Genomic DNA, 24,413 nt, shown 5'->3' with positions numbered 1-24,413 from the left:
AAATGACCACAGCAGCGCACGTTCCCCCGGGGAACGTTGACCAAAGCAAAGTCCGGAAGGCCGCCGTCGCCGGCCTCATCGGTACAACCCTCGAATTGTATGACTTCGTCATCTACGGCACCGCCTCGGCCCTCGTCTTCAGCAAACTGTTCTTCCCCAATGTCTCCCCCGCGGCGGCGCTGATCGCCAGCTTCACCACCTTCGCCGTCGGCTTCCTGTTCAGGCCCCTCGGCGGCGTCTTCTTCTCCCACTTCGGCGACCGGCTCGGCCGCAAATGGGTCCTTGTGGTCACCCTGCTCCTGATGGGTGGCGCCACCCTGGCCATCGGCCTGCTGCCCACTTTCGACCAGATCGGCATCTTTGCCCCGGTCCTGCTCTGCGTTTGCCGCGCAGCCCAGGGCTTCGGCGCCGGCGCCGAACAGTCCGGCGGCGCAACCCTGCTCACCGAATCCGCTGCCCCCGGCACCCGCGGCAAGCTCGCCTCACTCATCATGGTCGGCGCAGCCGCCGGCACCGCCCTCGGTGCCCTCGTGTGGATCGCGGCCCAGTCCCTCGCCCCTAACGACATGCTGACCTGGGGCTGGCGGCTTGTCTTCCTATCCAGCATCTTCGTCACCATTGCAGCCTTGGTCATCCGGCGCAAGCTGGATGAGTCCCCCGTCTTCGAAGAAATCAAGCAGGCCCGTACCGTACCGCCGGCCCCGCTGAAGGAAGTCGCCAAAAACGGCAAGGCCAACGTCCTGCGCGTCATCCTCATGAACCTCGGCGTCAGCACACAGTCGTACACCATCCAGGTGTTCATGGCCTCCTACCTGATCACCGTCGTCGGAACCGACCCCAAGTTCATCCCCCCGGTCCTCCTCATCGGCGCACTGTGCGGCGGCGTCGCCGCCGTCTCCTTCGGGATACTGTCCGACAAAATCGGCCGCCGGCGCGTCGTGTCGCTCATCACCGGGGCACTGATCCTCTTCCCGGCACCGGCCTTCATGCTCCTCACCACCGGGTCCCCCGTGGCCATCGTCCTGGTGATCATCGTGGGCTTCATGCTTGCCTGCCAGGGCGTCGTCGGCGTCCACATGAGCTACTTCCCCGAAATCTTCGGCAGCCGCTACCGCTACGCCGGCGTCACCCTGGGACGCGAGTTCTCCTCCATCATCGGCGGTGGCGTGGCACCGATGATCTGCGCAGGGCTGCTGGGGCTCTTCAGCAATTCCTGGATCCCGGTTGCCATCTACATGTCCCTGACCATGGTGGTCAGCTTCATCGCCACCCGGCTCACGCCCGAAACACTCAACCGCGACCTCACCGACCCCGAGGATGCCCGGCACCACAGCGAAATCGTTACGGCCGCAGCCGCTGGGGCTGCCAACGCAACCACCGCCCAGCACGTCAAATAGACCGACTAAACGCCCGACGGCGGCACGCGCCGCCGTCGGGCACGTCACCACCGCACACCAGAGCAGAAGGACCTTCAATGCAGCGCCTCGATGACCAAGGCACGCTTCAGCGCCCGCACCCATCCGCAATCCTCGGCGCAACCCGGGTTGTGGCCGTCCTCCGTGCCTGCCACGCCTCCGATTACGCTCCCGTCATCGAAGCACTTCAGCTCGGCGGAGTGCTGAGCATCGAATTGACCCTGAGCACGCCAGGAGTCTGGGACGAGCTGCCCCGCCTGCAGGAGAGGTTTGGCGACACCCTGGAAATCGGCGTGGGAACCGTCACCGCAGCCGACGAAGCAGAAACGGCCATGGACCTTGGCGCGGCGTACATCGTCACCCCCGTCACCGACCCGGACATCATCACAGCCTGCGTCCGCCGCGGTATCCCCGTCTACCCAGGAGGCCTGACGCCCACCGAACTCCACGCCGGATGGAAGCTGGGCGCGACCGCCGTAAAGGTTTTCCCCGCCTCCACTGTGGGTGCCGGCTACGTCTCCCAGCTGCGCGGCCCGTTCCCTGACATCCAGGTCATACCTTCCGGCGGCGTGGACATCGACGACGTCCCCGCCTGGATCCGGGCAGGAGTACTTGCGGTCAGCCTGGGCGGCCCGTTGCTGGGTGATGCCTTCAAGGGCGGCGACCTCCAGGAACTTACGGCCCGGGCCCGGCGCGTCCGCGCCCTGGTGGACCAGACCGCGGCCCAGCTTGGAGCAACCCAATGAACGGCGCGCCTTACGTGCTCACTTTCGGCGAAACCATGGCGCTGATGCGCACGGAGCAGGTGGGGCCGCTCGCCCACACATCCACACTGAGCCTGGGCATCGGCGGCTCGGAATCCAATGTCGCCATCGGGCTCCAACGACTCGGCGTGCAGACTGTCTGGTGCGGACGCGTGGGCGCTGACTCACTGGGCAGCCTGGTGGCGCGGGAAATCCGCGCCGAAGGCGTTGACGTCAGGGCCGCCGTCGACCGTTCCGCCCCTACCGGGTTGATGATCAAGGAACGCCGGACTCCCGCCACCCAGCGCGTCAGCTACTACCGGTCCGGCAGCGCCGGATCCAGAATCGCGCCGGAGGACATCGACGAACAACTGGTGTCAGGAGCGACCCTGCTGCACGTCACCGGCATCACACCCGCGCTTTCCTCTCGTGCGGAAGCGACCCTGAGATACGCAGTGGACCTGGCGCGTGCCCACCACGTGACGGTCTCCTTTGACCTGAACTATCGCGCAACCCTGTGGTCACCGGAAGCTGCACAACGTGTCTACCAGGACATCATCCCGCTCGCCGACGTCGTGTTCGCGGGCGACGATGAAGCCGCGATCGCCGTCGGAGCCGGCCATCCGGAGGAGGCGGCCCGGCGCATCACCGCACTGGGTCCAAGCCAGGCCGTCGTCAAGCTGGGCGCGGACGGCGCGCTGGCCCTCATCGACGGCACGATATTCCGCCAAGAGGCAGTGCCCGTCGACGCCGTGGACACCGTGGGAGCCGGCGACGCATTCGTCGCCGGCTACCTTGCCGAACTCGTAGCAGGCCGGGAACCGCAGGACAGACTCATCACCGCCACCATTACCGGGGCCTTCGCCTGCCTGGTCCAAGGCGACTGGGAAGGGCTCCCCCGCCGCCACGAATTGGCGATGCTGCAGACACGTGAGCCCGTCAGCCGTTGACGGCCACAAACCAATGGAGACCATGATGCCTTTAACGAGCCCGGACAGGGCCCCCTACTTCATTGGGGCCTATGCGGCCGCGCCCAGCCTCTTGGGATGGGATCCCGTGGCTGAAGGAAAGTTCCTGGCCTCCGTCCTGGCCCTGGATGGCGTGGCCGGACTGGAAATACCCTTCACCGGAAAGCTGCACAAAGAGGACGAAGCATGGTTCCTGCGACAGCTTCCGGAAAATGCACGCTTCGTGGTCACGACGATCCCCGGCACCATGGCCAGGCTGCAGGCTGACCCGGGCTTCGGCCTTGCCTCGACGTCTGCGTCCGGCCGGCGGTCAGCACTGGATTTCGTCCAGGATGCGCTGGAGTCCGTGAAGCGGCTCAACCGGCAGGTGGGGAGGCCCGGCGTCGCCGCCCTGGAGTTGCATGCCGCCCCGATAGCCATTGAGGATGCCGCGTCGGCTGCCGCACTTGAAGCCTCGCTGACCGAGCTGGCCGGCCGGGACACGGGCGGCGCCCGCCTCGTCCTGGAACACTGCGACGCCCTGATGCCAGGCCAAACACCGGCCAAAGGCTTCCTCAGCCTGGAAGCGGAGGCAGAAGCAGTCCAGCGGGCGTGCGACGCCACAGGTTATCCTTTCGGCATGGTCGTCAACTGGGGGCGGTCGGTGATCGAACAGCGACGACCAGAAGCCGGGCGCGAACACATAACCTACCTTCGTGACCGCGGAATTCTGGGCGGGGTTGTGCTTTCCGGATGCTCCAGCATCGACACGAAGTACGGTCCAGCCTGGGCCGACGTCCACGTACCGGCCGCCCCACCAGAACCAGCCCAGGCCAGGACTTCCGATCTGGGCGTACCTTCTGATGGGCTCCTCGAACCTGGCTCGCTCCTGACCATTGAGCGGATGGAAGAGTGCCTGCAGGCAGCCGGCCCCCTGCACGAAACAGGCTTCCGGGCAATCAAGGTGGCAGCACCCCCAAAGGCCAGCGTGGAGCAGCGCGTTACCGCCATTGCACAGAGCCTGGCGGTCGCGCAGCAGGTTACTCCGGACCCCACAGACTTGACCCTATCTGCGGGAAGCGCCTGACCCCGGCTGGACGTGACCTCGGTGAGGTCGCCGCTGTCCTCAGAAGCGGTGGCTTGGGGCAGCGGGCTGTGTTGTGACTCAGGCCGGATCCTTGAGCGAATAAAGTCAGAGGGTGAAGTTCCAGGGATTCAAGCGCTTCCTCGACCTTTCGGATCCTGGTGCCGCCGCACAGGCTGTCACCCAGGTAGAAGAACAGAACGGTGACTACGAATCCGGGGTTGCCTGACTGTGACAGGTTTGGATGGCCCCGGTAGAACGGTTATTTCTGGCCCCACTTCGTGACTCGCCGGGCATCTGTGACGGTTATACGTGGCCCCGCCTTCAACGTTGGATTCATCACTGGATGGATGCGGCGGAGGGCTGGTCTGGATGGAGTCGAGAGTGGAGTTGTTCGCGCAGATCCGAAGGGACGCCCGAGTTGGCCACCACACGGAAGCAACAATCAGCCTGAGCCGGTGCCTACGGTGATCACGCTATTCAGATAAAATGTGCGTTCAGGATCGACTTGAGACTCCCACACGCAGTAGCGGTCCCCCCGCGCTTCCAATGTTTCTGGCCATTTGGCATGCCGCTCATAAGTGAACGTTCGAATGGCTCGTTCTCGCTGCTGGGTTCAGCTGAGGTAAGAGTTGATGGGGCCATTATCGACGTAGATGCGCTGGTCGGTGAACTTCCGGTCGGCAATGGTGAAGATTGAGCAGGCCCTGAGCGTCACCTCAACCCCGTCGAGGAAGTGCCAGGCGCTGTCGACCTCTAGGGCGACGATGCCGCCTTCCTCCTGCCAGACGTTGACCAGTGGGTGGGCCAAGGACCCGACCTTGCCGCCGATCTCGGCCATTTGTGCCAGCACCGCGTCCTTACCTTTGACGGTCGGTGCGTTGGCGAAGGTGAGGGTGATGTCGTCAGCAAAGTAGTCGCCGAGACGTTCGTAATCCTTCTTCTCCATGACCGCGAAGTATTCGGTCAGGAAGTCGACGGTGCTCTGCTCTGCACGGGACATGGTTGGGTCCTTACTGTTTGGTGGTTAAGGAAGGTTTGAAGGAATGTGGGCTCATGCGACCGTCTCTGACAGGCGAGCTGAGCGGACCGTCACCGGCGCGATGGTGGAAAGCCGGTGGTTCGCTAGCCAAAGCCGTCAGGGCATCCAACTGGCCCGGCTCCAGCATGATGTCCGCCGCGGTGGCGTTTGCGCGAAGCTCATCGACAGTCTCCGGCCCCACGATCACCGAGGCGACGGCGGGGCGGGACAGCAGCCATGCCAGGGCGACCTGGTAAGTGCCCAAAGCCCATTCACGGCTGAGTCGATCCACCTCGCGGCCAAGGGAAACTTCCGCCTCGGAGAACCCAGGTGCGCCGAATCGTTCGTCGCCGGAGACCTCACGATCCAGGACCGCGAGATCGGCGAGAAGTCCGCCATGCAGCGGGGCGTAAGGAATGATCGACAGACCGAACTGCCCGCACGCCGGCGCGAGCTCCCGCTCGGCGGCGCGGTCGATGAGGTTGTACTTCACCTGCGCGGCGACAGGAGCCTGCAGGCGGCGGTCATCAGCGATCCACAGCGCGCGGGTGACGTGCCAGGCAGGGTGGTTGGATAGGCCGACGTAGCGGATCTTGCCCTGCCTGATCAGATCGTCATAGACCGCCAGAGTCTGTTCCGGCGGTGTGTCCGGGTCGACGTCGTGGGCGTAGTAGAGATCGATGTAATCAGTCTGCAAACGCCGAAGGCTCGTCTCGACCTGGGTAATGATGTGCCGGCGTGACAGCCCCCGGTCATTGACGCCGAGCCCGACGATGCCATTGGACTTGGTGGCGATCACCATCTCGTCACGGCGTCCCTGCAGGGCACGGCCGAGAATCTGCTCGGCCGGTTCGCGCTCCGCGGCAGGTTTGGCTCCAGGCCGGTCGAATACGGGCATGTTGCCGTAGACGTCGGCCGTATCGACGAAGTTGATGCCCAGGTCAAGCGCACCACCGACGACACGCTCTGCGTCTTCCGCGCTCGGGGCTACCCCGAAGGTGGCAGTGCCCAGCGCAATCCGCGAAACCCTGACACCGGTCTGGCCAAGAAATGAGTACTTCATCAGCGTTCCTCGTATCTTCCGGTCAGGAGGTGGTCCCGGCAGTCAGCGCCGAGACCGCATCCAACTGTTCCTGGGTGAGCTCGACATCTGCAGCGGCGGCGTTGGCGCGGAGCTCCTCGGCCGTCTCGGCTCCAACGATCACCGACGCCACGGCCGGGCGGGACAACAGCCAGGCCAGCGAGACCTGCTGCATCCCCAGTCCCCACCCGCGGGCCAGCCGGTCGAGCTTGCGGGCGACCGCGATCTCGGACGCAGTAAAGCCGGGGCCGCAATAACGCTTGCCCCCTGCGATCTCACGGTCCAGCACGGACAAGTCGGCCAGAAGACCGCCGTGCAGCGGCGCATAGGGAATGATCGACATACCGAACCGCACGCACGCGGCGGCGAGCTCCATTTCGGCGCTTCGGTCCAGCAAGCTGTACATCACCTGCGCGGCCACGGGGGCAGAGACCAGCCGGCGGTCATCGGCGATCCACAGGGCCTCGGTCATCTGCCAGGCCGTGTGATTGGACAAAGCGACATACCGCAGCTTCCCCTGCCGGATCAGATCGTCGTAGACGGCAAGTGTCTGCCCCAAGGGCGTGTTCGGATCCGGGAAATGCGCGTAATAGACGTCGATACGGTCAGTGCGCAGCCGGCGCAGACTCTGTTCGACCTGCTGGATGATGTACCGGCGCGAAAGACCGGCATCCGGATCGAACCTCCGCTCCCCGGACTTGGTCGCCAGCACCACCTCATCCCGCCGGCCGGCCAGTGAGCGGCCGAGGATCTCCTCAGCGGACTCGCGCTCTGCGGCCGGCGGAGCGCCGGGGCGGTCGAACGTCGAGGTCGAACCGTAGACATCCGCGGTGTCGAAGAAGTTGATGCCCAGATCCAATGCCGCCCCCACGACGCCATCGGCTTCCTGTGGGCCCGGTGCCACGCCGAAGGTCGCAGTGCCCACGCAGATGCGGGACACGCGTACGCCGGTCGGGCCGAGAACTGAGTACTTCATCTCAAGGATTCCCATCTGCGAGTTTCGGGACTGGGCTGACAGGCAGCGGCCAGTCAGGAGGTCCCGTGCGGCTACCGGCCGTGGAAGTTAACCCTAACCGAATGGTTATATTTCGGCAATGGTCATGAGAAAGTAGTGGCATGCCAGAAAGCACGCAGACCAAAACTCGGGGCCCTTACCGCACAGGGGTCCGCCGACGCGAGCAGCTCATCGGCATCGCGACGGACGTCTTCGGCGAACACGGCTTCGCCGGCGGCTCCCTCCGCACGATCGCCGAGCAGGCCGGCGTCAACCACGCCACCCTGATCCAGCACTTCGGCAGCAAGGAAGGCCTGCTCACGGCCGTGCTGGAAGAATGGGACCGACGGACCGTGGAGAACGGCCTCACGGATGTCAGTGGATTGGACTATTTCCGGCGGCTGCCAGAGGTCATGGCCGCCCACCAGGACAACCGCGGCCTGCTCGAACTGTTCACCACCATCGCGGCCGAAGCCTCCAGTCCGACCCACCCAGCACACGCTTTCATCACCGAGCGCTACACATCGAACCTGGCAACCCTCGCCGCACATTTGGGCGAAGCTGCCCGCATCGGTGACATCGCTCCCCTTTCCCCTGCGCAGATCGAGATCGAGGCGCGGCTGCTTACGGCGATGCTGGACGGCATCGGGTTGCAATGGCTCCTCGATCCGACAACCGACATACGCGCCACTGTCGCAACCTATGTCGAACGCGCCATCGCCTCATGGGAAGGCCAGTGATTCCCCTTCCCGTCTTGTTTACGACCATCGGCAGGAACCGGAACACCATGGCGATCAGCTCCACGAGGGCTTGCGCCACGACCACCGATGCGCAGGACCACACGGCCGGTAGAGCCAACGCCAAGGGCAGCACGACCAAGGAATAGCGGTTCGCCCTGCTGAAAACAACCGCGCGAGTCGCGACAACGTCAAGGCCAGCACCATGGAACGAACCCAAACCTAAGTGGGCTCATAGTTGACGTGTTCCCCCAACAGGACTGATTCGATTGCACGTCCGGCAGCAGCGAACCGACGTCATCAGACTGCTGGGGCCAAAAATACACGTCCTACCGGGGACGAAGGCGCCCGGCTTCGCCGGTGTGATCCGGGCGGTGCGGATTCGCCACTGCTCCTTGCCGATGCGGGCAACTGAGTGTGTCAACCTAAATTGGCCCTCATTACCCGGGAGGAAGCTCGGAGAACGCAGCCGCCTGTGCGCGCTGGGTACGTGACGCTTGGGAAATCAGATCGGTGCACCATGCGGGGTAGACGCGGAAGCCGCGCTTGCCGTCGCCTATACGTTGCCATTCTTACGCCACCCGCCACGCCCCTGGACCACTGCGGGGCACATCGGTTAGGGTCCACTGCGCGTCCTGGGGCGGTGTTCTTGAGGAGGCAACCATGCTGGAGTGGCTTACGATCTTGTACGGAGCGGCGCTGTCGGCGCTTGCTGCGCTGGTTCTGGCATTTCTCGTGGCCCGTGAATGGCGGCCGGGAACGTTGACCGCAGTGGCTGTTGGCGCGTTTGCCGGCCCCTGCGCCTGGAATGAATTCTCCGGGCGGTGAACGCTCCGCAGTTCTTCGACGACGCGCCTGTTCCGGTGTTCACCGGCGGAAGGCCACTCAAATGGGGCTTGTCCTCACTATCGCATTCCATGTTGCCTTGGGGCTGTTCTTCTCACGGTTCCTGACTGGCTACGCGGCCGTCACGCTGGTGGCCCTGGTACTGCTGCTGCGGACCGAATTTCACCCGTCGGCACGCGTCGCAGAACCGGTCGCAGATCGTCTGGCACAAGGCCTCCGGCAGAGACACCACCCAAGCCGCGGCTAGGGGAAGGCCCCAGTGGTAACAGCTGACCAGCAGGCAAATACAAAAGTAAATCCGGAACCGAACAGCTGTTGTTTGGATCTTCCCGCGGGAGCTAACCTTGGTTGATCTCCACAGCTAAGGGGTCGGCACGCATCCTTCTGATGCCAGTGCGCGTCACTGCGTACGAGGGCTTCGAACAGCGCCCCGGGCGCTGCGGGGAACGGATTGTTCCGAGAGTCCGGAGGCGCGTGATGGAGCCAGCCACCAAGCTTGCGGCGGAGCTCATCGGACTCCGTGACCCTGAAGAATACCTGCAGGCTGCCGGCGAGCTTCTGCTGAAGCTCTTTCCCTGTGAAAACGTCGTATACAACGTTCTTGACGTGCGAGCGCCCGCGGCTGACGTCCGCGTCTTTCCTGCCTATCCGTTCCCCACTCACGCCGCCGATATTCTGCCTGAGATCTGGAATGACCACCCGCTGGTCCTCAGCTACCAGCATGACACCGGTGACGGCATCTGGACTCCTCGACGGCTCAGCGACCTTGTGACTGACACGCAGCTGTACCGGAGCCACGCATACCATGAAACGCTTGCGCCACTGGGTTCCAACAGGGAGCTTGCCTTTCTGGTGACGCAGCCCACTCCTTTTACTCTCACAGGGTGGGCGATAAACCGAGTTCACCAGGACTTCACGGATTTTGAGGTTCACCTTGCGGGCTATATCCAGCCGGTACTCAGGCTCCTCGAGGCATCCCATCACGAAAAACATCCTGACATAAGGTGGGCGACGGCAGCCCACGTGCATGGGCTGTCTGCCCGGGAACAGGAGATCCTCCGACTGGTCGGTCAGGGCCTCACCGCGAAAGCCATCAGCCATCTGCTCGGGATCAGCCCGAGGACAGTTGCCAAGCATCTTGAACACTCCTACACCAAACTCGGATGCACCAACCGAGTCGACGCACTTCGACGGCTAAGAGGCGAATGATGCTACCGGTCTCGTCAGCTCAGAGCTTTCGGCACAGGACGTGAGGAGCCTCCCCGGACATACGCACTAATACGTATGGCTCATATAAGGCAAAGCGCGGACCATCGAGGGTATGGAAGATCGAACAAGGAGAGCGCCCTTGGGCACCATCGATTTGGTGTTGGCGATAGGTTCGTACCCGTCACTGGCGCATGGGATTCGAGATCCGCACTAGACGGTTTTTAGTTGACCCGACCCCCTGACCGGCCAGCATCTCAGCCAGGCGCACAGGGCGTCAGGGCGTTACAGCACGCAAGTTTTCACGAATAATTTGAGGCTTCCATGCACGCCTACGGCATTTCAAACGGTTTTGTCCGGTTCCGGACATTATTCACGGCAGTTGTCTTTGGCGCCGTGTTGCTTGTCGGCCCTGATACCTCAAGCCAGGCCAATCACGCCGTCGACAGCGAAACCACTCCCGCATCCCGTGAGATGGCGAACGCGCACCCGGGTGCTTCCTGGAGCCAGCTGCCAATCGAATCCCGCGAACTCTGGAAGTTTCGACTCACGAGGGGGCGCTGACACCGAGCATCCTAGATGCTTATAGTCGCACCGCCGGCCGCTCCCGAAGTGAAGACCCTGATGGCATCTATCCGGTTACTGCATCCCAGTTTTGCGTAGCTGTGCTCAAGATGCTTTGACACCGTTCTGGGGCTTATTCCCAAAAGATGGCCCATTGCAGTGCTCGTCAAGCCCCGGGACACGAGCCGCATGATTTCATTCTCCCGATCGGTCAGCCCCAAGCCGTCGCCATGAGAAACGTTGCCCGGCAGCAAGTCGAAATTTGCGTATGCCGCATCGAGCAAACGCAGTACAGGCTGGACTGCCTGGGCAAGCTCCATTTCCCCGTCACTGAAGTCGTGATTCCAGCGGTTCATCACCCAGCTGTGTACGCTTCCTTGCCCGTGCTGCGCAGTCCGGATCGATAATTGACGGTTAATTCGCAGCTCTCGATAGCCCTCACAGTAGAGCCGGGACCCATAGAATTCGCGTTCCGAAAGAATGTCACTAAGACGCCGGGGACGCCAAACGCCCGACAGGGAATCGCTCAAGTCGCTTGTGACGAGTGGATGGTAGCTTCGGCTCTCAAGCAATCTCGGGGCAAGGTCACCGAATGGGTGGTCGGCGGGGCGGGCGAACACTTCCGCTTTCGCAGCTTTCGTATCCAGCTCATTCCACGCTAGCCCATCGCAGGGGAAAAGCTTTGAGAGAAGTTCGCTGGCCGCTCTCAAGTACGTCTCCCGGTCCGGCAACCGGATCAACTGGCTGGCGAGATCACCTACGGCATCCATTTTCTGCCCACCCTGATAGCGAAAGCCCGGTCATACAAGGCTAGACGCGTGGATTACCGCGTTTCAAGGCATCAGACGTAGCTCAACCACCCTTTCTGCCAATCCCCTGGCTACGCAAAATTACGTATACAAGGCGGCCCCGAAGAGTCCTATATTCGGTACGTGGCACCTGGCACAGAATCCACCGGCAAGTCTGCGTCAGAGGACTTGCGCTGAGACACCGCCGCTTGAAAGACGACGCCGGCTGGACGCTCAGCTTTTGGCGTCGAGTCCGGCCTGCGAAATTAGCTCGCTCAGCCACGGACGGTGTTCGCGGTGGAAGGTGATGCCCTCCGGCAGGCCCTGCACCGATGGGCCAGAGGGGGTGATGTCAATGGTGATGCGGCCCCCGGCCAGGGGCGCGTTGGTAATGTGCAGATCCCCGTAGGATGCCGGCAGAGCAGGGTCCATCCAGAAGCCGCCCCGCGACACGTGGGCGTCATACCGCATCAGGCTGGTGATCAGCATGATGGGTGTGGTGGCCGCCCACGCCTGGGGTGAGCAGGCCGTGGGGTACGGCACCGGTTCGGCTACCTGTTCCCGGCTGAAACCGCAGAACAGTTCCGGGAGCCGCCCGTCGGAGTAGTCCGCCGCTTCAAGCAGGGCCGTGGCGATCCGTTGCGCCTCCTCCACGAAGCCGTAGCGCATGAGGCCCGCCGCGATAATGGCATTGTCGTGGGGCCAAACAGACCCGTTGTGGTAGCTTGCCGGATTGTAGGCGCCCATGTTCGTGGCAAGGGTCCGCACGCCCCATCCACTGAACATTTCAGGCGACATCAGCCGCTCGGCCACCATCGGCACCTTGTCATCATCAATGATGCCGTGCCACAGGCACTGGCCCATGTTTGAGGCACAGGCATCCACCGGGCGTTTCCTGCCGTCCAGCGCTACCGCGAAGTAGCCGCGTTCCGGCAGCCAAAACGCCTCGTTGAACTTCTTCTTCAGCGCCGCCGCCTCGTCGGTGAGCTGCGCGGCCAAACCCGCGTCGCCGCCGTCGTACGCCATCCACGCCCGTGCCTGCAGCGCGGAGTACACCAGCGCCTGCACCTCGCAAAGGGCTATCGGCGGCTCGGCAAGGTTGCCGTCAGCGAAGTTGATGCCGTCCCACGAGTCCTTCCATCCCTGGTTTAGCAGGCCGTGGTCATTGAGGCGGGAGTACTCGACGAAGCCGTCGCCGTCCTTATCGCCGTAGTTCCGGACCCAGTCCAGGGCGCGGTCCGCGTTGGGCAAGAGGGCTGCGATGGTTTGCTTGGCGAAACCCCAGCGGCTTACGGAGGCCAAAGTCATCACGAACTGCGGAGTGGCGTCCACGCTGCCGTAATAGACCGACTTTCCGCCCAGGGCCAGCCCGGAAGATACCCCAAGCCGTACTTCGTGGAGGATCTTCCCGGGTTCCTCCTCACTCACCGGGTCCACCACCTTGCCCTGGCGGTCAGCCAGGGTCTGCAAGGTGCCAAGAGCCAGTGACGGATCCACAGGAAGGGCCATTTCTGAAGCCCACAGCGAATCACGCCCAAAAAGGGTCATGAACCATGGCGCTCCTGCGGCCACCACAATCCGCTCCGGATACGCAGGGTCCTCGATCCGAAGTGCGCCGAGGTCGTCGTAGCTGCGCCGCAGCGTCCGTTCGATGGACCGGTTGGTCATCTGCAGCCTGGGTATCTTCGCGACCCATTCCTGGTGCCGCCGATCACTCTGTGAGGTGCCGTGCCGGACAGGGCGTGAAACGTCCTTTTGCCCGGCCGGTGCAACGCTTAGCCGCGTTGTCCAGTGGCCGTAAGCGGGCACCACCGCCTGGTACGTGAGTGCGCCGGCGGTGGCCACGGCCCCGCGTCCCCGCACCAGGACAGCCTTCCGCAGGTCCTGCCATGCCGCGCTGATAATCAGGGAATCACCGTCGGCTCCACGGGCGACCTCCCAGCGCCGCTGGACCCTCGCCTCCTTCACCTCGAACAGGTCCGCGAAATCCGAATCGACGCCAACGGAGACGCTGCACTCCACAGGGTTTCCGGAGTAGTTGCGAATGGTGATTTCCTCTATCACGCCGTCAGCGACTTCCCGCAGGCGCTCCACGATCAGAGGGCTGTCCGCGTATCCGTCCCCGCGCGGAACGCGGCCGATGAACAGTGCCCGGTAGGGTTCTTTCGTTTCCGCGGCCAGCGGCTCAAGCGACTGGCCGTTCACTGTCATGCTCCACTCGGACAGGATCCGGGTGTCCTCGTGGAATACACCGTGGGGAAGTTCCGAATGGATGTCGCCGTTGGCGGCGGAGATGCAGAAACATGAGCCTTCCACCAGCGTTACGGTTCCCGCCCCCACCGGCCCCGCCGCTGTGTCCGCATTCCATCCAGCCATGTCCGCTCCTCTGACGGCTACGACCGTTCCCGGCGGAATAGACGATACGCCGCCGCCAGGGCTCATGAAAGGGCCATCGGCAGGAGTGGCAGGGCGTCATCCCGCACATCCTCGACAACGGACTGGAGCGACGTCGACCGCATGAAGACCTGGATGGAACTCCCCCGGACGGCATCGCCGGCGGGACGCGAGTTCATGGGGACGAGCCCCAGCCGTTTCAGACTGGTCCGGGTGAGGCTGGGGCATGTGGCTGTCCCGTGAGTATTGGAGGACTGCTGACTTCACACCCGTCTGCAGGACCTTGTGAATTGTCAATAAATGTTGACGCTGGCGATTTCCGTCAACTAATGTTGACGCATGGAGGTGGACCGGATGAAGACATTGGTTGCATCAATGGACGGCAAGGGCCCCGCTGACGCGTTGCGCGCGGTCGCTGAGCTGCAGAAGGAGGTTGGGCGCACCGAAGCGTCCCTGGTCAGGAAGGCCCGGCAGGCCGGCCTTTCTTGGGAAGCCATTGCCCTGTGCCTGGGCGTAAGCAAACAAGCCGTCCACCGCAAGTACGGGAAGCGCTAAGCGCTGCTCCTCAGTCTTTCTACCGGCTCGTCCCCGCCGGATGGGAGCAAACTTTGGCAGGACAGACAGGTGCCCCATCTCCCGCGCCGAAGAAAGTAGCAGTCCGAGGAAGTTTCCCACCACAATCAGCAAAGTCTTGTTGTGCCCGCTCCCCCCCGGCCCATGCACCGGTGCTGGCCATCCCGAACCAACCCGACACAGCCGGAAACGAAGCCGGCTGTTCGCTGTTCAGCTTTTTGATTCGGGGTCGACTGCCTGGCTCTTTGCCGCTGCTGGCGACCGGGAGGGGCGGATGCGAGGCGGTGGCGAGGGCCCTTCGACACGGACGTGCAGCTCGTTGTCCGCGCGCAGAATGGCGCGGAGCAGCCGCCGCTCCTCCCATCTGAGCGACCTGAGCGCGTGACCGCGCCGCAGTAGCAGACCCCCGTTCGGGGTGGCGTACCACTTCTGCAGATCTCCCAGCTCCTCGGCTCGCAGCAGCGCGACCGTGCTGCCAGCCGCCGAGTCGATCATGCTGACAAGCGACGAAGGTCCCGTCAGATCGGTCGAAACGACTCGCCGCTCGCTCTCGGCGAGGATTGTCTTTTGCGCTGCGCGTGTCACGACGAGGGGACGGGACGGGCCGTCCAACAGCCCGGTCAGCACGTCCGCTGCAGCGTCAGGGCGGCCCGTTCTCCGCGCCGCCGCCTGCATCCGCTGCAGGCGGCCCGGCTCCCGCAGCAGCTCGTCGATCTTCCACCCGATCGTCGCGGGAGTGTTGCAACGGACCGCCGCCCCCTGCTCCATCAGGTAATCCCCGTTGCGAACCTCCTGCCCCGGAATGGGGTTCACAAGCACCATGGGCAGCCCTGCAGCCATGCACTCCGCCGCCGCCAGACCGCCCGGCTTGCCCACAAACAGGTCGGCGCGGCGCAGCAACTCGGGCATCTCCGCCGTGAAGCCGAGCACGCGGTAGCGGTCGCCAGCGGGCGCCACTAGCTGTTCGATACGCTGCCGCAGGGCATCGTTGCGTCCGCACAGAACCGTGGCCGTGAAGGATGAGCGCATGTGCAGCGTCTGCCGCACGACCGAGACGGCATAGTCTCCGCCAGTCGCGCCCGCCGAGATCAGCAGCATCGGGGGCTCGTTTACATCGCGCGCAGGCGCGACATCCAGCTGGCTGGCGATCGGGATGCCCGTGGCCGCGACGCGGTCGGGGGGCAAACCCAGCGCTATCAGCTCCACCCTGCCCTCTTCCCTGGCCAGGAAGAGCGCATGGAACGCCCCCGTAAGCCATAGGCCCTGGAAGTCGTAGTCCGTCATGACGACGGCGGTCCGCGCGTCAATCACGCCGCGAAGGAGCAGCGACGCCAGCAGTTGGGCTGGCAGGAAGTGCGTGCACAGGATTGCGGTCGGCCGGAATCGCTTGATCGCACCGATCACCGGAAGAGCGTTTACCCGTGTCCAGGGATCAACTGGGACCCGGCGCCGGAACGGACGGTCGTTGATGTCGTAGCCCCACTCGACCAGCCAGGGCAAGTCCTTGACAAGGACGAAGTAACCCTTGCCCAGCAGTGAGCGGTAGAGCACGCTGCTCACCTGCAGCACGTCGAGCACCTGCACCTCATCAATGTCGGCGCGCGCGGCACACGCCTGCCGCAGCGCCGCCGCGGCGCTGTTGTGCCCCGCTCCTACCCCTGCTGACAAGATAAGTACGCGCTCGCTCCCAGCGGCGTCGGGGCCTCGTGCCGAGGTTGTGCGCATGAAACGAGTCTAACCGGCCCGGCCCTATCACCACCGCCTGACCCCAACTAGTACTCGATCGGCATGGCTTGGTTCTCCTGTTGGCGGCCCTGGAATCCTTGGCCCCTCAGGCTTTCCGGCAGGAGTAGTGTTGGAAGCACGGTCCATGACCTAGCCCTCTCACGTCTGCCACAACTTGAGCGATTGCTTTCTGCTTTCTGAACGTGTCTGTGAATCTCAAAAAGTCGTTATTTCTGGTGCTGAACCTATAGGCGAAGTGAGGTGCCCTCCAGTAAGCGAAACAGCTACCTGACCTGTTCAACGCGTGACATATCCGAATATCAGTTAGGCCCTGGACAGAACCGTTGGGGCCTAACTGCTCCAATTAGGATTCACTCGCACCGAACGGCAGGTACGCCCGCAGCAGGCGGAACGATTCGGTCATGAACGGCCAGGGAGAGCCCGTATGCACTTCTGAAAGGTGGCACAAACATTGTTGGTTCGCTTCGACGCCTACTGACTACAGCCTTCAGGCACAATGGCGTCATGTGCGGCAGATACGTGATGTCCAAGGCCACCGGCGACCTTCTGAGCTACTTTGATGCCAAAGAGGTAGAAGGTGACCCGCCTCCTCCGAGCTGGAATGTGGCGCCGACACAGAGCGTGCATATCGTGGCTGAGCGCCTGGACGAGGGTTCCATCGAGCGGCATCTGCTCGTGGCCCACTGGGGTCTGGTCCCCTCTTGGGCGAAAGACATCAAGATCGGCAAAAAGCTGATCAATGCCCGCAGTGAACTGGAGAAGCCGTCTTTCCGCAAAGCGGCGGTCAAACGAAGCGCAATCCTCCCGGCTGACGGATACTTTGAGTGGCAGAGCACCTGCTGGGCTCTCTGCCGGAGCCAACCCTGACACCCCGGGTTGTCAGCACGAGGGTAAACAGCGTCCGTAACAACGGACCTGAGCATGTCGAGCGGGCCGGGTGATCGAGGCGTAGAGCACCACGATGCCGTTCCCGCATGCCCCGATGTGGCTTATGGCTGGCAGGCTTCGCGTCCCATGTAATTGTTTTTGCCTGGCGAAATTGGCCGGCATTGAAGGTCAAGGATGCCTTCAAGGAGTAACAGTTCTATACGGGAAGGGCGCGCGCTCAGCGAACGGGGCGCGCCTTCTTCGTGCCCTCTGACCTTCCTGCGTTTGAACTTGAAATAGCGTGGCACCAGGCCACTGGCTGCCTCCGCTCTCCGGCCGTCTCTGCGGCGGGAGGAGGATGGAGTTAAGAGGTGCCCGGAGGGCCGTCCGCCATGTCGAAGAGGTCAAGGACCGCTGCGCCCTCCTCCAGCAGGGGGTCGCGATCGGCTGTCTGCGCCACGAGCCGGGTTACGTCGCTCATAAGGGTCTGCACATACTGCCGAACGACGGCGCGGTGCGCGGCGTCTCCGAACCAGGCGAGATCACGGCACACCCGCAGCAACGCCCTGACGACGCGGGGTTCGTTCGATCCGTAACGCCGAACCTGTCCGAGGGCCAGATCGACGAGATAGGCGAAGTCGCGGGCCGGGATGTGGAGCCTGACCGTACCTTGGGCGTCTGTCACTGCTCGCGGGCCGTGCTGCCTGAGTGTAAGCGCGGCGAGGATCGTGCCCAGATGGTCGACCGCCTGGTTCGCCGTGTATGGGTCATTAATAGCTGGCGAGAGCGCCTTGGACGCGACGTCCGCGAGCTGTCGGATCCCGAACGCGACGTCCTGCTCCAGGGTCCGTTCGTAGCCGATGCGTACACTCTGCGCTAGTGCACGCCGAAGCGGGGCGGAAGCCTCGGGCACATACGGTCTCCCGCTGCCGTCAGCGACGTCCCATACCCAGGCGATGGGTGCTCCGGCAACCACGTGCCGGCCCACCATGGGCACCATCAGTGCCTTCAGGCCCCGCTCCGCGAGTGCACCGACGAATGGCCCGACATGGAAGGCCTGGACGTATCCCGATGCCGGTGCCGGCAGGGCGGTGGCACCCTGCGGCACGTCCGGCATGGGGATCCCAGGGTCGCCGGGGACGTATGACTGCTCGATCACCTTCAGCGTCGCCGTCTCGACGCCCTTCATGACTTGGTCCACCTGGATCGAATGCGATAGATGGTGGACGAAGAACACGAGCATCACCATGCTCACGAACAGCAGCATCAGCGCGCCGCTAACGGCGAGTCGGGGGTACTCCTCGATGCGTTGGCCGCCTGCGATGCCCACCGTGTAGAGCCCCGCCGTGCTGTACGCGAAGGTCGCGACGAAGGCGCTCAGGGTCAGCTGGTTGGGGATGTCGCGGAGGAAATTCCGCAGGAGCCGAGGGCTGAACTGCGTCGACGCGAGCTGCAGGGCCACCACGGTAAGTCCCAGGACGAGGGCGATGACCGTGACCATCGTGCTGGCGATGCTCACGAGCAGGTTCCGGGCGTCATCGGATGTCCCCTGGAAGAGGAGGACTGCAAGAGGCGACGTCTTGTCGATCTGCACAGCGGAAAGGCTCGCCCCCGCGATGAGCGCGAGCACGACGGCGCATGTCGGCATCGCCCACAGTGCGCTCGCCAGATACTCCCGAAGAGCCACACGCTTCACATGTGCCACTCTCTGCCGACGGTCCTCGGTCGTCAAGGGGCGCTGTGCTGAGTCCGGTCCACCGGAGGTCACTGGTCTTCGCAGGACGGAAGCCCATGGCATCCATGCCCTTGCTGGTCTCCTCAATACCGCCGCCGCCGAACCACCCGAGGTGTTTCTGCCACCCGTGTGCGACGAGTACACCGCGTCCGCTCCGCCCAGCTGCGTGGTGGGGTTGCAAGGCCCTGCGGGCGAATCCGACAGCGCTGGGGCGAGGGTGAGGGGCCGGGTCTGCTGCTGATGCTGCTAGGCGCCCTCGGCTGCGATCCACGCCTGAACCTTGTCTAGATGCTCCCGCTCCTCACCGGTAACTGTCGCCTCGTCGATGTGAAGCGGGGCAGCGACCGCCAAGAGATGGATACCTGTGACGGCGCCACGATACGCCTGCCCGAGCCGCGAGGTGATTCCGGCGCCGAGATCACCACCATGCGCCGCGTACTGCTGGAGGCCGAGATGACGGTCATCAGGTGGTGCCAGAGTTTATGCGTTTGCTCGTCCAAAGTCGGTCGCTGGGGGGGGGAGAAGCAAAGCCCAGGAAGGGCCGGAACTACCACCGTAACGGCGCGGTCCGGGTCGCAACGAAGCGCGACGGCGTGGCCAGGCGCTGTGCCACTTCAACGAGCTCGAGGACACTGATTGGCCACCCATTGGTAAGAATGCTTACTCAATTCGGACGGGAGGGAAAATAGATTGTCTTCAGTGAAACTAGCCTGGGCGACATCATCCCGGGTCCGGGTCGGCATCTCCCCCAGAGATGGACGAGAAACAAGTCCGTGCCACCCCGACGGTGTTGGTGTGCATGGGTTCGCGAAACAAAGCTGTCAGGGTCCGCTGCGCCGGCCCGACGGTTAACCCCGGGGTGAGGTGTCGAGGACCAGGCGGGCGAGTTCCTTGGCGATCCGGACGGCGTCCGGGTGCTTGTCGAGTTGCGAGTTCGCGACCGCTCCGTCGTAGAGCAGGCAGATGCGGGCGGCGACATCGGCGGGGTCCCTAAAGCCTGCTTCTTCCGCCAACGCCAGGAGGGTGCCGGCGAGCCAGTCGCGGAAGGCACGCAAGGCCTTGGCTTCGACGCTGTCCGGGAGTGCCTCGGCATTGGCGTTGGCGAATGCGCAGCCCCTGTAGCCCGGGGCGAGAACTGCCTCCTCCAAGGCATCAAAGACGGCCAGCAGCTTATCAATCGGGTCCTCAAGGCCCAACTGATGGCGAGCGATCCGGTCGCGCCGCCGGTGGTCCCGGCCGGCAAGATAAGCGGCAACAACGTCGTCCTTGCCCGTGAAGTTGTAGAACAGCGATCCCTTTGCAACCCCGGCCTCTTCAATGAGCCGGTCAATACCGACGGTATGGACTCCCTCGGAATAGAACAGCTTGTCAGCCGCATCCAAGAGGCGTTGTCGTGCCGAAACCCGTGCAGAGGCCATACATCCACCATATCAGACAGATCGGTCTAAACAGCGCTTGACAGCTTTGTACAGATCTGTCTAACTGGAAGTGTTAGACCAATCTGTCTAAGGAGTTTCCACCTTGTTCCCCAAGAAAATGTCCGCGCGTCTCGCCTTCCCCGGGCTCGCCGCAGTATTCGCAGCGTTCTTTTTCGCTGCCGGTGCACCGACCCCACTCCTCTCGCTGCGCCAGCAGGAGTGGCACTTTTCAACTGGCACCCTTGGCATCGCTTTTTCCGCGTACGCCATAGGCCTGTTGGCGGCGCTGCTCGGGGCTGGTTCGCTGTCCGATCACGTGGGCCGTCGTCCCGTCATGCTCGCTGCTCTTGCTGCTGAACTCGCTGCGATGATTGGATTCGTACTCGCTCCAAGCATCACGTGGGTCATCGGTTCCCGCATCCTTCAAGGCATCGCCACGGGCCTGGCGACCAGCGCCTTCAGTGCTGCCATTACGGAGCAGGCACCTGCCCGATTCAAGAAGTTCGCCGGGGGCCTGGCTGCGGGTTCCGTTGCCGGCGGCCTGGGTGTCGGGGCGCTCGTGACCGGCGCTGCCGTTCAATTCACTTCCGACGCCAACACCGTGATATTTAGTGCCCTTACGGCAATCATGGCGCTGGGCCTTGTGTTCGTGGGCTTCACGTCCGAAACAACTCCGAAGTGGCCCGGCGCACTACGCTCCCTCATCCCCCGCATTGGCGTGCCCGCAGCGCTCCGCAGCGAGTTCGCTGCCGGCGTCCCGGTGCACGTCGCGGGCTGGATGTTCCCGGCCTTCTTCCTTGGACTCTCACCTGCGATCCTCCGCCTCCATTTCGCCCTGGACGGCGGACTGGTCGCAGGGTTCACCGCATTTCTAGGTCCTTTCGCCGCTGCCGTCTCAAGTTTCACCTTCAACCGGCACCCCGCCAGGCAGGCCACCATCATCGGTACGTCCCTCACGCTGATCGGGGTCATCGTGGTCCTCATCGGCGTGAATCAAACCTGGCTCGCCGCCGTCTGGATCGGTGCCGTACTCGGCGGGACCGGCTTCGGTGCCTCATTCGGGGGGCAGGTCCGCCTGATCGTCCCGCACATCCAGCCGCACCAGCGTGCCGGCGTCTTCTCCGGCATCTACACGGTCGCGTACTTGGCCTTCGGTCTTCCTGTCATCATCGCCGGGCAGCTTGTACCCATCCTCGGACCGGTACCGACCTTCCAGTGGTACGCAGCGGCCATCGTGGCCTTCGCCGTCCCGGCGGTCGTCATCCAACTGGTCCGCCAACGGCGCGATACCGCAAGCGCTCTCACCCCGGCAGCCCCCGCCGCCTGAAAAAGCAACCCCCAAGAACAATCACCACACAACAGGAGCATCAGTGAACCCGACACATCCAAGCAGCACAACGGCCATCCAAGCCCCGCCCGTGGCGTGCCGGGTTGAAGCGGTGGTCATCCCCTCGCCGACTTCTCCCGGGCCAAGGGCTTCTACGCGGGGCTGGGCTGGAGAATCGATGCAGACCTCGACGACGGCAATGGGTACCGCCTGATGCAACTGACCCCCGGGTCAGACGCCCTGTCCTCTTCGGCACCCAGGTCACCTCCGCCCAACCCGGCAGTCTCGACGGACTGCTCCTGGTGGTCGATGACACCGACGCCCGCCCGCACTGCCCTGATGGAGTACGGCGATGGACCGGGCGAGGTCTTCCAAGTCGCCAAACGGTAGCCTCGGCGGTGGTTTCCACATCAGCCTCGGCGGTGGTTTCCACATCGCAAACGAAGGACGGGCCCCAGGACAGATCCCGGCGGCCGATCGTATGCCTCCTACGCATCATTCCATGATTCGGAAGGCAACCGCTGGATCCTGCAGGAGATCACCACAAGAATCCCGGACGCATCAGCGCCACCGGTACCACGGACACAGCGGATCCCGCCGAACTACTCAAGGAGACCGCGGAGTGGAACATCTCCCTCCGGAGCCGCACTGGCGGATCACGAGCCGACCCCATGGAGGCGGCTTTCCTCTTTAGCGTGCAGGAACCTACCTTGTCCTCGCCGAACACGGCATCACCCGCCAGGACGACTCTTCATCGGCAAACCAACGCAAGCAACAGCGAATTCGTCTACCAGGCATCCACCGCAATCCCTTGACGGCTCGATATGGCGCAGGTTACAGTTTACAGCAATCCAGTTATACGAATAACTGATACGAATAACCAACGGCCCAAGGAGGTGCCCATGGCACGACCCCGCCCCCATTCAGGACCCACCATGCACGACGTCGCGGCGGAAGCGGGTGTCTCGCAGGCCACCGTCTCCCTGGTCCTGAATTCGGCCACCGGATCGCGTTTTTCGGACGACACCCGGAAACGGGTGCAGGATGCCGTCCAGAAGCTCGGGTACCGCACCAACGCCCATGCCAAAACCTTGCGTGACGGTGTCTCTGGAATCATCGGATTCCTCGGGGATGCCGTGGCCACCGCTCCCTTTGCCGGGAAGATCATCGAGGGCGCGCAGGAACGGGCATGGGAAGACGGCCTGCTCCTGCTCACCATGAACACCGGCGGAAACAAGGCCCTCGAGGCAGCGTCGCTGGACTCCATGCTCAGCTACAAGGTGGCTGGGGTGGTGTATGCGGGCATGTACCACCGCCGCTTGGACGTTCCCGAGGCGCTGATGGACGTCCCTTCCGTGGTGCTGAACTCCCAGGACCGAAAGCTCCGCCTGCACAGCGTGGCTCCCGACGAGGAATTGGGCGGCCTCACGGCTACCCGGCATCTCCTGGACGCCGGCCATACCCGGGTGGCGATGATCAACATCGAAACCCTGGAAAGCGAACTCCCCGCCGCCGTCGGACGCTTTCGGGGCTACACCCAGGCCATGAGCGAAGCGGGGCATGGCGTTCAGCCGGAGCTGGTGCGCTTCGGCAGGGGCAACGAAGAGGATGGCTTCACCCACGCCATCGAGCTGCTTACGGCTGCGGAGCCGCCCACCGCCATCTTCTGCGCCAACGACCGTACCGCCTGGGGCGCCTATCAGGCAGCCCAGGAACTGCACCTTTCGATTCCGCGTGACCTATCCATCATCGGCTTCGACAACCAGGAAACCCTCGCCCCGCACCTGCGGCCCGGCCTCACCACCCTTGAGCTGCCGTTCGTGGAGATGGGACGCCGCGCCGTGGACCTCATCCTGCAAGGCGCCGAACCCGACGGCCAGGTGGAATTCATCACCTGCCCCCTGATCGAAAGAAACTCAGTGACTCATCCCAAGGAGAAGCCATGAGCCGCATCCTGGCTCGATCCACACCGGCAGCGCCGCCGGCTCCACCCGCTGGACCAACGCGCCACACTCCCCTGCCACTGCGGCTGAAGAAAGTCGCCCGGTCCTGGCAGTTATACGTATTACTAACCCCGGCCCTCATCTATATCGCCGTCTTCAAGTACTGGCCGATGTACGGAGTGCAGATCGCCTTCCGCAACTACAACCCGGTTGACGGCTTCACAGGAAGTCCGTGGGTGGGGCTCCAGCACTTCATCAGGTTCGTCAACTCATACCAGTTCGGCCAAGTTGTGGGGAACACCCTCTGGATCGCAATCCTCGGGCTCGTTGTGGCCTTCCCCATCCCGATTGTCCTGGCCCTGCTGGTCAACCAACTGCAGAGCGAACGGTTCAAGAAGTTCACGCAGACCGTGCTGTACTCGCCGGCGTTCATCTCCACGGTGGTGGTGGTGGGAATGATGTTCGTGCTGCTGTCTCCACGGTCGGGCCTGGTCAACAACGCCATCCAACTGGCCGGCGGCGAGCCCATCTTCTTCATGGGTTCGGCCGAGTGGTTCCGGCCGATCTATGTGATCTCGGACGTCTGGCAAAACGCCGGATTCTCCATGATCGTTTACCTGGCTGCTCTCTCCGGCATCGACCCTGCGCTGCACGACGCAGCCAAGGTGGACGGCGCCTCCGAACTTCAGCGCATCCGCCACATCGACCTTCCGGGCATCATGCCCGTGGTCACCGTCCTGTTCATCCTGGCCATCGGGAACCTGCTCAACGTCGGTTTCGAAAAGGCCCTGCTGATGCAGACCAACCTGAACCTGCCGGCGTCGGAAATCATCCAGACGTACGTCTACCATGCGGGCCTGCAGCAGGCACAGTTCAGCTATTCGGCCGCCATTGGCCTGTTCAATTCCGTCCTCAACCTCGTGTTGCTGCTGACCTTCAACTGGGTAGCACGCAGGGCCAACCAAGCAACCCTCTGGTGATGCC

The 24,413-nt window shown here is 63.5% G+C and carries 22 protein-coding genes; 12 read left to right on the top strand and 10 right to left on the bottom strand.

What is annotated here, in order from left to right:
* The first annotated feature begins 2 nt into the window (after positions 1–2).
* The 4 genes from FB478_RS01490 to FB478_RS01475 all read left to right on the top strand — a co-directional run bounded on the left by FB478_RS01490 (position 3) and on the right by FB478_RS01475 (position 4,192).
* Positions 3–1,397 carry an MFS transporter gene (locus tag FB478_RS01490; RefSeq protein ID WP_018771039.1) on the top strand — a complete coding sequence of 465 codons (1,395 nt, stop codon included), beginning with the start codon at positions 3–5 and terminating at the stop codon, positions 1,395–1,397.
* A gap of 77 nt (positions 1,398–1,474) precedes the next feature.
* Positions 1,475–2,161 (top strand): bifunctional 4-hydroxy-2-oxoglutarate aldolase/2-dehydro-3-deoxy-phosphogluconate aldolase, encoded by a 687-nt coding sequence (locus FB478_RS01485; RefSeq protein ID WP_082581707.1) that lies wholly within the window; start codon positions 1,475–1,477, stop codon positions 2,159–2,161.
* Positions 2,158–3,108 carry a sugar kinase gene (locus FB478_RS01480; RefSeq protein WP_056390105.1) on the top strand — a complete coding sequence of 317 codons (951 nt, stop codon included), beginning with the start codon at positions 2,158–2,160 and terminating at the stop codon, positions 3,106–3,108. The genes FB478_RS01485 and FB478_RS01480 overlap by 4 nt, the downstream gene beginning before the upstream one ends.
* Positions 3,109–3,130: 22 nt before the next feature.
* Positions 3,131–4,192, top strand: a complete 1,062-nt coding sequence (locus FB478_RS01475; protein WP_162256821.1) for a DUF4862 family protein — start codon at positions 3,131–3,133, stop codon at positions 4,190–4,192.
* Positions 4,193–4,805: 613 nt separating this feature from the next.
* Here FB478_RS01475 and FB478_RS01465 read toward each other — a convergent pair.
* The 3 genes from FB478_RS01465 to FB478_RS01455 are packed head-to-tail and all read right to left on the bottom strand — an operon-like array spanning position 4,806 to position 7,267.
* Positions 4,806–5,192, bottom strand: a complete 387-nt coding sequence (locus FB478_RS01465; protein WP_056390100.1) for a nuclear transport factor 2 family protein — start codon at positions 5,190–5,192, stop codon at positions 4,806–4,808.
* A gap of 10 nt (positions 5,193–5,202) precedes the next feature.
* Complete coding sequence (locus FB478_RS01460) at positions 5,203–6,273, bottom strand: aldo/keto reductase (protein ID WP_082581705.1); 1,071 nt, start codon at positions 6,271–6,273, stop codon at positions 5,203–5,205.
* Positions 6,274–6,295: 22 nt separating this feature from the next.
* Positions 6,296–7,267 (bottom strand): aldo/keto reductase, encoded by a 972-nt coding sequence (locus FB478_RS01455; RefSeq protein ID WP_056390781.1) that lies wholly within the window; start codon positions 7,265–7,267, stop codon positions 6,296–6,298.
* A gap of 140 nt (positions 7,268–7,407) precedes the next feature.
* Between FB478_RS01455 and FB478_RS01450 the strand changes: the two genes are divergently transcribed.
* Positions 7,408–8,025, top strand: coding sequence for a TetR/AcrR family transcriptional regulator (locus tag FB478_RS01450; RefSeq protein ID WP_056390099.1), 618 nt, complete (start codon positions 7,408–7,410; stop codon positions 8,023–8,025).
* 437 nt (positions 8,026–8,462) lie between these two features.
* Here the strand turns inward: FB478_RS01450 and FB478_RS01440 are convergent, their stop codons facing one another.
* On the bottom strand, positions 8,463–8,582 hold the full coding sequence (locus FB478_RS01440) for a MepB family protein (RefSeq protein WP_261377355.1): 120 nt from the start codon (positions 8,580–8,582) through the stop codon (positions 8,463–8,465).
* Positions 8,583–8,685: 103 nt separating this feature from the next.
* Here FB478_RS01440 and FB478_RS21025 point away from each other — a divergent pair, with 103 nt between their 5' ends.
* Together FB478_RS21025 and FB478_RS01430 are read left to right on the top strand one after the other, a co-directional pair.
* The gene (locus tag FB478_RS21025; protein WP_156400189.1) at positions 8,686–8,850 is read left to right on the top strand and encodes a hypothetical protein; all 165 of its coding nucleotides are present in this window, start codon (positions 8,686–8,688) and stop codon (positions 8,848–8,850) included.
* A gap of 495 nt (positions 8,851–9,345) precedes the next feature.
* Positions 9,346–10,077: a helix-turn-helix transcriptional regulator gene (locus tag FB478_RS01430; protein WP_056390097.1), complete on the top strand. Its 732-nt coding sequence runs from the start codon at positions 9,346–9,348 to the stop codon at positions 10,075–10,077.
* Between the two features lie 572 nt (positions 10,078–10,649).
* Here the strand turns inward: FB478_RS01430 and FB478_RS21225 are convergent.
* The 3 genes from FB478_RS21225 to FB478_RS21275 form a co-directional block, all read right to left on the bottom strand.
* Positions 10,650–11,408 (bottom strand): response regulator transcription factor, encoded by a 759-nt coding sequence (locus FB478_RS21225; protein ID WP_056390096.1) that lies wholly within the window; start codon positions 11,406–11,408, stop codon positions 10,650–10,652.
* A gap of 252 nt (positions 11,409–11,660) precedes the next feature.
* The gene (locus FB478_RS01420; protein ID WP_056390093.1) at positions 11,661–13,802 is read right to left on the bottom strand and encodes a glycogen debranching N-terminal domain-containing protein; all 2,142 of its coding nucleotides are present in this window, start codon (positions 13,800–13,802) and stop codon (positions 11,661–11,663) included.
* 62 nt (positions 13,803–13,864) lie between these two features.
* The gene (locus FB478_RS21275) at positions 13,865–13,999 is read right to left on the bottom strand and encodes a hypothetical protein (protein WP_261377330.1); all 135 of its coding nucleotides are present in this window, start codon (positions 13,997–13,999) and stop codon (positions 13,865–13,867) included.
* A 160-nt stretch (positions 14,000–14,159) separates the two neighbouring features.
* On the opposite strand from FB478_RS21275, the gene FB478_RS01415 reads away from it, so the two are divergent.
* Entirely contained in the window at positions 14,160–14,375 is a 216-nt protein-coding gene (locus FB478_RS01415; protein ID WP_018771053.1) for a hypothetical protein, read from the top strand.
* A gap of 228 nt (positions 14,376–14,603) precedes the next feature.
* Here the strand turns inward: FB478_RS01415 and FB478_RS01410 are convergent, their stop codons facing one another.
* The gene (locus FB478_RS01410; RefSeq protein WP_056390092.1) at positions 14,604–16,118 is read right to left on the bottom strand and encodes an MGDG synthase family glycosyltransferase; all 1,515 of its coding nucleotides are present in this window, start codon (positions 16,116–16,118) and stop codon (positions 14,604–14,606) included.
* A gap of 525 nt (positions 16,119–16,643) precedes the next feature.
* On the opposite strand from FB478_RS01410, the gene FB478_RS01405 reads away from it, so the two are divergent.
* Positions 16,644–17,006 carry an SOS response-associated peptidase gene (locus tag FB478_RS01405; protein ID WP_377204688.1) on the top strand — a complete coding sequence of 121 codons (363 nt, stop codon included), beginning with the start codon at positions 16,644–16,646 and terminating at the stop codon, positions 17,004–17,006.
* A 364-nt stretch (positions 17,007–17,370) separates the two neighbouring features.
* On the opposite strand, the gene FB478_RS01400 is transcribed toward FB478_RS01405, so the two are convergent.
* Positions 17,371–18,804, bottom strand: coding sequence for a DUF2254 domain-containing protein (locus FB478_RS01400; RefSeq protein WP_082581702.1), 1,434 nt, complete (start codon positions 18,802–18,804; stop codon positions 17,371–17,373).
* Between the two features lie 785 nt (positions 18,805–19,589).
* Positions 19,590–20,159, bottom strand: coding sequence for a TetR/AcrR family transcriptional regulator (locus FB478_RS01390; RefSeq protein ID WP_056390089.1), 570 nt, complete (start codon positions 20,157–20,159; stop codon positions 19,590–19,592).
* Positions 20,160–20,262: 103 nt separating this feature from the next.
* On the opposite strand from FB478_RS01390, the gene FB478_RS01385 reads away from it, so the two are divergent.
* The 3 genes from FB478_RS01385 (at position 20,263) to FB478_RS01370 (ending at position 24,409) form a co-directional block, all read left to right on the top strand.
* On the top strand, positions 20,263–21,486 hold the full coding sequence (locus tag FB478_RS01385; protein ID WP_261377329.1) for an MFS transporter: 1,224 nt from the start codon (positions 20,263–20,265) through the stop codon (positions 21,484–21,486).
* 902 nt (positions 21,487–22,388) lie between these two features.
* Positions 22,389–23,432, top strand: coding sequence for a LacI family DNA-binding transcriptional regulator (locus FB478_RS01375; protein ID WP_235509766.1), 1,044 nt, complete (start codon positions 22,389–22,391; stop codon positions 23,430–23,432).
* Positions 23,429–24,409, top strand: coding sequence for a sugar ABC transporter permease (locus tag FB478_RS01370; RefSeq protein ID WP_186447708.1), 981 nt, complete (start codon positions 23,429–23,431; stop codon positions 24,407–24,409). Before FB478_RS01375 ends, FB478_RS01370 begins: the two co-directional genes overlap by 4 nt.
* Positions 24,410–24,413 lie beyond the last annotated feature (4 nt).

Origin of the sequence: Arthrobacter sp. AG367 (genome assembly GCF_007828995.1) — a bacterium.
Lineage (GTDB): Bacteria > Actinomycetota > Actinomycetes > Actinomycetales > Micrococcaceae > Arthrobacter.
The sequence above is the reverse complement of the archived record's forward strand: the minus strand, read 5'-3'. Positions and strand labels throughout refer to the sequence as shown.